This window comes from Streptomyces sp. SID5910 (assembly GCF_009862125.1).
Lineage (GTDB): Bacteria > Actinomycetota > Actinomycetes > Streptomycetales > Streptomycetaceae > Streptomyces.
On the sequence record NZ_WWHX01000290.1, the window covers coordinates 1 to 7,599 of the forward strand.

The window sequence follows — 7,599 nt, forward strand, 5'->3', positions numbered from 1 at the left end:
TCCGAGCCCCTGCCCGGCCAGGTCGCCGAACTCGTCAAGGAGTACAAGGCCCTCGCCACCGCCTGGCTGCGCAAGCGCGGCGCCTGGCAGGTCGTGGACCGCGTCCAGGCCATCGACGACGTCTCCGCGCTCGCCGACAACTCCGGCTACTCGCCCTTCCTCACCACCGAGCAGAAGGTCGAACTCCTGGAGACCACCGACCCGGTCGCCCGGCTGAAGCTCGCCACCCGGCAGCTGCGCGACCACCTCGCCGAGCAGGACGTCGCCGAGACCATCGCCAAGGACGTCCAGGAGGGCGTCGACAAGCAGCAGCGCGAGTTCCTGCTCCGCCGCCAGCTCGAAGCCGTCCGCAAGGAGCTGCGCGAGCTGAACGGCGAACAGGACGGAGAGGAGTCCGACGACTACCGCGCCCGCGTCGAGGCCGCCGACCTGCCCGAGAAGGTCCGCGAGGCCGCCCTCAAGGAGGTCGACAAGCTGGAGCGATCCTCCGACCAGTCGCCCGAGGGCTCCTGGATCCGCACCTGGCTGGACACCGTCCTCGAACTGCCGTGGAACGAGCGCACCGAGGACGCCTACGACATCCAGGGCGCCCAGGCGGTCCTGGACGCCGAGCACGCGGGCCTTCAGGACGTGAAGGAGCGCATCACCGAGTACCTGGCCGTGCGCAAGCGGCGCACCGACCGGGGTCTCGGCGTCGTCGGCGGGCGGCGCGGCGGTGCCGTGCTCGCCCTCGTCGGCCCGCCCGGCGTCGGCAAGACCAGCCTCGGCGAGTCCGTCGCCCACGCGATGGGCCGCAAGTTCGTCCGCGTCGCCCTCGGCGGCGTCCGCGACGAGGCCGAGATCCGCGGCCACCGGCGTACGTACGTCGGCGCGCTGCCCGGCCGGATCGTGCGGGCGATCAAGGAGGCCGGGTCGATGAACCCGGTCGTGCTCCTGGACGAGATCGACAAGGTGGGCTCCGACTTCCGCGGCGACCCGGCCGCGGCCCTGCTCGAAGTGCTCGACCCGGCGCAGAACCACACCTTCCGGGACCACTACCTGGAGGTCGAGCTCGACCTGTCCGACGTCGTGTTCCTGGCCACCGCCAACGTCCTGGAGGCCATCCCCGAGGCCCTGCTCGACCGCATGGAGCTGGTCCGCCTCGACGGCTACACCGAGGACGAGAAGGTCGTCATCGCCCGCGACCACCTGCTCCCGCGCCAGCTGGAGCGGGCCGGACTGGGCGGGGACGAGGTCACGATCGACGAGGGCGCGCTGCGCAGGCTGGCGGGCGAGTACACCCGCGAGGCCGGCGTGCGCACCCTGGAGCGGTCCATCGCGCGGCTGCTGCGCAAGGTGGCGGCCCAGCACGAGCTGGGCGAGCGGAAGCTGCCGTTCACCGTCACCGACGGCGACCTGCGCGGTCTGATCGGCCGGCCGCACCACGTGCCCGAGTCCGCCCAGGACCCGGCCGAGCGGCGCACCGCGGTGCCGGGTGTGGCCACGGGCCTCGCGGTGACCGGCGCGGGCGGCGACGTGCTGTACGTCGAGGCGTCGCTGGCCGACCCGGAGACGGGCGCGGCGGGTCTGACGCTGACCGGTCAGCTGGGCGACGTGATGAAGGAGTCCGCGCAGATCGCGCTGAGCTTCCTGCGCAGTCACGGCGCCGAGCTGGAGCTGCCGGTGGCCGACCTGAAGGACCGGGGCGTGCACATCCACTTCCCGGCGGGCGCGGTGCCCAAGGACGGCCCGAGCGCCGGCGTCACGATGACGACCGCGCTGGCCTCGCTGCTCAGCGGGCGGCTGGTCCGTACGGACGTGGCGATGACCGGTGAGGTGTCGCTGACCGGCCGGGTGCTGCCCATCGGCGGCGTGAAGCAGAAGCTGCTCGCCGCGCACCGGGCCGGGATCACCACGGTGGTCATCCCGAAGCGCAACGAGCCCGACCTGGACGACGTCCCGGCGGAGGTGCTGGACAAGCTCGACGTCCACGCCGTCACCGATGTCCGCCAGGTCCTGGAACTGGCCCTGGCACCGGCGGTGAACGGTGCGGAGCCGGAGGTTCCGGTCGCGGCGTGACGGACGCGACCGGAAGAGGCGAGGGCCCGGGTCCCCGACAGGGAGACCCGGGCCCCGCCCCTGTCCGGGCTCAGCCGTTGGCCAGGGCGACGACCCGGTCCAGCGCGCCGTTGCTGTGCTTGTCCGGGGGCAACCCCCAGTCCCCCGGCCGGAGGGTGCGGTGCTCAGCCGTTGGCCAGGGCGACGACCCGGTCCAGCGCGCCGTTGAACTTGTCGTGGTCCCCGACCGTCGGGCCCGACGACGTGTACTGCCACATCGTGTAGTAGCCCCAGCCGGCCGGCAGCGTGCCCACCGTGGAGGCGTACCGGGCGATCCACAGCGGGTTGTTCGCGGCGAAGCCGCCGTAGTTGCCGGTGCACTGGGTCCACCAGCTGGTGGCCGTGTAGATGACGGCGTCCCGGCCGGTGCGGGCCTTGTACTGGTTCAGGAAGTCCCGGATCCAGGTCACCATCGCGCTCTGCGTCTTGCCGTAGCAGGCAGCCCCGTACGGGTTCCACTCGATGTCCAGCACGCCCGGCAGCGTCCTGCCGTCCCGGGACCAGCCGCCGCCGTGGTCGACGAAGTAATTGGCCTGCGTGGCGCCGCTCGTCGTGTCCGGGGTGGCGAAGTGGTACGCCCCGCGGATCATTCCGACGTTGTAGGAGCCGTTGTACTGCTGCGCGAAGTACGGGTTCGTGTAGTACGTCCCCTCGCTGGCCTTGACGTAGGCCCACTTGACCCCGCTGTTCCACAGGGTCGACCAGGCGACGTTGCCCTGGTGGCCGGAGACGTCCACGCCCTCCGTCTGGGTGGCGTCACCGGGGACGGGGGTGCCCTGCTGTCCGTCGTGGGCGAGGACGCCCGCGCCCATGTGGGCGGAGCCGCGGGGCGGCACGTCGGCGGCCGACGAGGGCTGCGCGACGAGGAGGGAGAGGGCGGCGAGCAGAATCCCCGTGGCGGCGAGACGCCGGCCGCGGGCCGATCCGGATCTGTGCACGAGCATGAACGTGCCTCCGATGGCTCGGTGGTGCTCGGTGGGGGTTGCGTGCAGGGGGAGAAACCGTGAGTGGCGTGAGCATGCCATTCACAGGTCCGGTGAAGACGCTACGCACGTAGAACGGGGGGTGTGAAGAGGCACCGGACGCCGCCGTTGGTCTAAGCCTGCGAAATACTTGCCGAGCTGCGGTGATGGCGGCCGGTGGCGGAAACTTTCAGGACCGGGAAAATCGAGGCAGGGGCTGACGTGCACGAAGACGGAAACGGCGGCGGTCGCCAGGGCGAATCCCGCGCGTCCGGGAATGGTGTGAACCAACCGCAGTTCCTGGCCCTGGAACGCGAGTTGACCGTCCTGTTCCGGCGCGCCCGGGCCAACCAGGGCGAGATGGCCCGCGAGGTCCACCCCGACCTGGAGTCGTCCGCGTACGGCCTCCTCGTCCGGCTCGGCGAGTCCGGCGGGCAGCGCGCCACCGACCTCGCCGCCTACGTCGGCGTCGGCAAGGCCACGATGTCCCGCCAGCTGCGCGCCCTGGAGGAACTCGGCCTCGTCGCCCGCGAACCCGACCCCGCCGACGGCCGTGCCTGGCTGGTCACCCTGACCCCGGAGGGACAGGAACGGGTGACCAGGGTGCGGGAGGCCCGCCGCGCCCGCTACGCCCGCCGGCTCGGCGACTGGGACCCGCGGGAGGTGGCCGAACTGGCCCGCCTGCTGCACGAACTCAACCGGGGCATGGAGAAGTAGCGCCGCCGGGGCGCCCGTTCACAGCTCCGCGTACACCACCGTGGCGTCGTCGTGCGTCTTGCTGCGGCCGAGGAACGCCCGCGCCCCCGCCGCGTCCCCGCGCTCCAGCTCCCGCACCCGGTCCACCAGTGCCTGCGCGCCCTGCTTGCGCACCAGGGCGAGGCAGTCCGCCCAGTCGCCCTCCCCGAACTTCTCCACCCAGCGCGTGGCCCCGTCCGTCAGCGCCGTCAGCGTCCGCACCTCCGCGCGCGGCAGCCTGCCCGTCACCGCCCGGGCCGCCACCGCCGGATCGGCAGCGGCCGTGAAGAAGCCGCCCTCCTTGTTGCGATAGCCGGCGTCCACGATCGCGTCCGTGGCCAGCGCCGAGCGCGGCAGCCGGGCCAGCCGGTCGTCCAGCACCGCCGTGACCGTGCCGGCGGGAGCCTCCACCAGCAGGGCCGAGTCGGACAGCACCAGGTACTCGACCAGGTCGGGGGACCAACGCGCCACGACCACGGTTGCCTGAGGCGTGCGCGGGTGAGAAAGGTCACAGGTTTCCGCGTGTGCCGCGGAGGTACGCGCGATGGCGCAGGACAGGACGTCGGAGAGAGGAACATCCGCGAGTGAAGCGGTCAGTTCGGTCAGCGCCCCACCGAGCCGCGCGGTGAACCAGGGCACGGAATGCAGACAGCCCGTCGCACCCCTCGGCGGTGTCACGCCGTCCAGCACGACGAGTGAACCACCCTGTCCCGAGGCCGGTAGCGCGACGCTCGCGAAGTCCTCGTTGGGGTGGTCGGCGAGGCCTGGTTCCGAGACGAGTTCCGTACGCATCCGGCCAGTCTGCACGACCCCTTCACAGGCTCCGCAAAAGGCTGGCAACTCTCCCCGAAAGCGCCCCGGTCGCGCAGGTCAGCAGCCGGATTTGGGGTGGAATACTTCACTCCGGGAACGCGTGGCGGCACATAGTGCCACCGCCCGTCGCAGACGTCCAACCGGCGCGCGGACCAGGCCCGTCGCACGAGCCACGGGAACTTGCCCGCCAACTCCCGTCCGGGGTTCACTCCTTCGGGTGGCGGGTCAGGTGATGCGCGCCCACCGCCCACCGGCACTGGGAGGGTCGGGAACCGGTGGGGGGCCTGCCCTGCTCACGCGGTCTCCCCGTCCGGCGCACGGTCGGCGGCGGGAGAGCAGCCCAGAGCTTGGACAAGGGTGCACGCGCCGGCCGGCCAGTTGACGGAGCGCCACCCGGGCCCACGGGTACACGAGTCAGGAATGCGAGCACCGGTGCAGAAGACGCGGCCTCGTCGTACAGGCAAGCAGACGGCCCCCGCGGGGAGCGCGGAGCGAACCCCCGGCACCCCCTCCACCCCGGCGGCCGAGGCGCCACCCGTCGGCAAGGGCCGTCCCACCCACGTACGCAACCGGCTCATCGTCGCCGTGGCGGTCGTGGCCGCCGCCGTCGCCGCCGCCGGAGCCCCGTCGGTCGTGGCCGCCTCCGGGCAACTGCACGACACGCAGGACCTGGTGACGCTCGCCGAGCAGACCCAGGGCGCGCTGACCCTCGCGCACTCCCTCGCCGACGAGCGGGACGAGGTCATCCCCTACGTCGCCGCGGGCCGCCCCAAGTCCAAGGCACCCTCGGAGCAGCGCAGCGCCCGTGTCGACCGGCAGGTGGAGGAACTGCTCGCCGACACGGACACGCCCGCCTCGCTGCGCGAGGACCTCGACGCCATCGCCGCGCTGCGCCGGTCGGCGCTCACCGGGAAGAGCACCGCCCTCCAGGCGCACGACGCCTACTCCGAGGCGATCGCCGAACTCCACGCCCTGGCCGAGGACCTGGCCGACCGGATGCCGCCCCGCGCGGGCGCCGGCGCCCACGCCCTCGCCGAGCTGGACACCGCGGTCCAGCAGGCCTCCGCCACCCGGGGACTGCTGCTCGCGGCCCTCGGCGTGCCGAGCAGCACCGAGACCGTCATCGACCCGATCACGGGGCTGCCGACCGAGTCCGTCACCTCCTCCGACGCCGACGCCGAACAGCGCGACGCCCTCTCCGCCGCCGCCCAGCAGGCGCGGGTGCGCTCCGACGCGGCCCTCGCCGACTTCCGCGAGGGGGCGCCCAAGGAGGCGCGGGACAGCTTCGACGCCACGGTCACCGGGCCCGAGGTCAACACCGCCGACAAGTACCTCGCCGGCCTCACCGACCGGCCCACCCTCTCCGACGACGACCTCGGCACCTCCGTCAAGAAGCTGGACGCCGCCCTCTCCGCCCGCGTCGACGCCATGCGCGGTGCCGAGTCCGCCCTGTACGAGAAGCGCACCCGCGCACTGGAGCAGCTGCGCGACGACGACGTGACGGCGCTGGAGATCCGGATCGCCGCCCTCGGCGCCCTGATCCTGCTCGCCCTCGGCATCGCCACCGCCATGGCCCGCACCCTCACCCGCCCGCTCTCGGTGCTGCGCCGCGGCTCGGCCCGGCTCGCCGGCGCGGAGGACCCGACGGCCCAGGAGCCGGTCGCCTTCACCGGCCGCAACGACGAGTTCGCCCAGGTCGTCCGCTCCGTCAACGCCCTGCACGCGCACGCCGCCACACTCGCCGAGCGCGTGATGACGCTGGAGTCCGACCGCAAGCACCTCGTCGGCCAGCGCCAGAAGATGGCCGACGCCCGCGAGGAACTGCGCGCCGAACTCGCCGAGTCCGCCGCCCAGCTCGACGTCGTCCGCAAGAGCATCGGCTCCACCTTCGTCAGCCTCGCGCTGCGCACCCTCGGCCTGGTCGAGCGGCAACTCGCCGTCATCGAGAGCCTGGAGGAGCGCGAGCAGGACCCGGACCGCCTCGCCACCCTGTTCAAGCTCGACCACTTCGCCACGGTCATGCGCCGGCACAGCGAGAACCTCCTCGTCCTCGCCGGCACCGAGCACATCCAGCACAGCGCCGGCCCGGTGCCGCTGGTCGACGTGGTCCGGGCCGCGGTCAGCGAGATCGAGCGCTACGAGCGGGTCCGCATCGCCGCGCTGCCGCCCCACGCCCACGTGGCCGGCTTCGCCGCCGACGACCTCTCCCACCTGCTCGCCGAGCTGATGGAGAACGCCACCTCCTTCTCGCCGCCGGACCTGCCCGTCGAGGTCTCCGGCTGGCTGCTGGAGAACGGCGAGGTGATGCTCTCCGTCCAGGACGAGGGCATCGGCATGGCCACCGAACGCCTCCAGCGGCTCAACGCCCGCCTCACCGACTTCGACCCGGAAGCGCCGTACGAGCACGAGGGCGAGGACGGTCTCGGGCTCGGCCTGTACGTGGTGGCCCGGCTCGCCCACCGGCACGGTGCGCGGGTGCGGCTGCGGGAGCAGAAGCAGGGCGGTGTCGCGGCCGTCGTGGTCCTGCCGAGCACGCTGCTCGCGGCGGCGCCCCCGGCGGCTCTCGCCCCGGTCGCGCCGGTGTCCGACGGCACGGGCTCCTTCACCCTGCCGGGCGCCGATGCGGAGGCCAACTCCAACGTCCTGCAAGGGCGCGCGGAGAAGGGCGCGCGGCCGGACGCCGACCCGCTCGTGGCGTCGGCGGAAGAGGCCGTACGGCGCGCGGAGGCGGAGGCGGAATCGGAGCCCTCGGCGGAGGCGGCCGACCCCGGGGTGGCCCCCGGGCCGACGGAGGCGGCGGCCCCGGAGGCGGCCGAACCCGCCCCGGAGCCCGCCGACGCGGCCGCGGAGACCAGCGAGACGGCGACTGCCGAGACGCAGGCAGCCGCCAAGCCTGCCGAGCCCGCCGAGACGCGGGAGGCCCCGAAGGCCGAGAGCGCGGGCGGTGTCAGGGACTTCCCCGACGACACCACCATGGAGCTCTTCCTCCCGC

At 73.2% G+C, this 7,599-nt stretch carries 5 protein-coding genes; 3 read left to right on the plus strand and 2 right to left on the minus strand.

What is annotated here, in order from left to right:
* Window positions 1-2,058: endopeptidase La (gene lon, locus GTW67_RS10070; RefSeq protein ID WP_161164456.1), on the plus strand; the 2,058-nt coding region annotated here is incomplete at its 5' end.
* A gap of 164 nt (window positions 2,059-2,222) precedes the next feature.
* Here the strand turns inward: lon and GTW67_RS10075 are convergent.
* Window positions 2,223-3,041: a lysozyme gene (locus tag GTW67_RS10075; protein ID WP_161164457.1), complete on the minus strand. Its 819-nt coding sequence runs from the start codon at window positions 3,039-3,041 to the stop codon at window positions 2,223-2,225.
* A gap of 240 nt (window positions 3,042-3,281) precedes the next feature.
* On the opposite strand from GTW67_RS10075, the gene GTW67_RS10080 reads away from it, so the two are divergent.
* Complete coding sequence (locus GTW67_RS10080; protein WP_161164458.1) at window positions 3,282-3,776, plus strand: MarR family transcriptional regulator; 495 nt, start codon at window positions 3,282-3,284, stop codon at window positions 3,774-3,776.
* Between the two features lie 18 nt (window positions 3,777-3,794).
* Here the strand turns inward: GTW67_RS10080 and GTW67_RS10085 are convergent, their stop codons facing one another.
* Window positions 3,795-4,586, minus strand: coding sequence for a protein phosphatase 2C domain-containing protein (locus GTW67_RS10085; RefSeq protein WP_161164459.1), 792 nt, complete (start codon window positions 4,584-4,586; stop codon window positions 3,795-3,797).
* A gap of 441 nt (window positions 4,587-5,027) precedes the next feature.
* Between GTW67_RS10085 and GTW67_RS10090 the strand changes: the two genes are divergently transcribed.
* On the plus strand, window positions 5,028-7,599 hold a 2,572-nt coding region (locus GTW67_RS10090; protein ID WP_237518768.1), incomplete at its 3' end, for a sensor histidine kinase.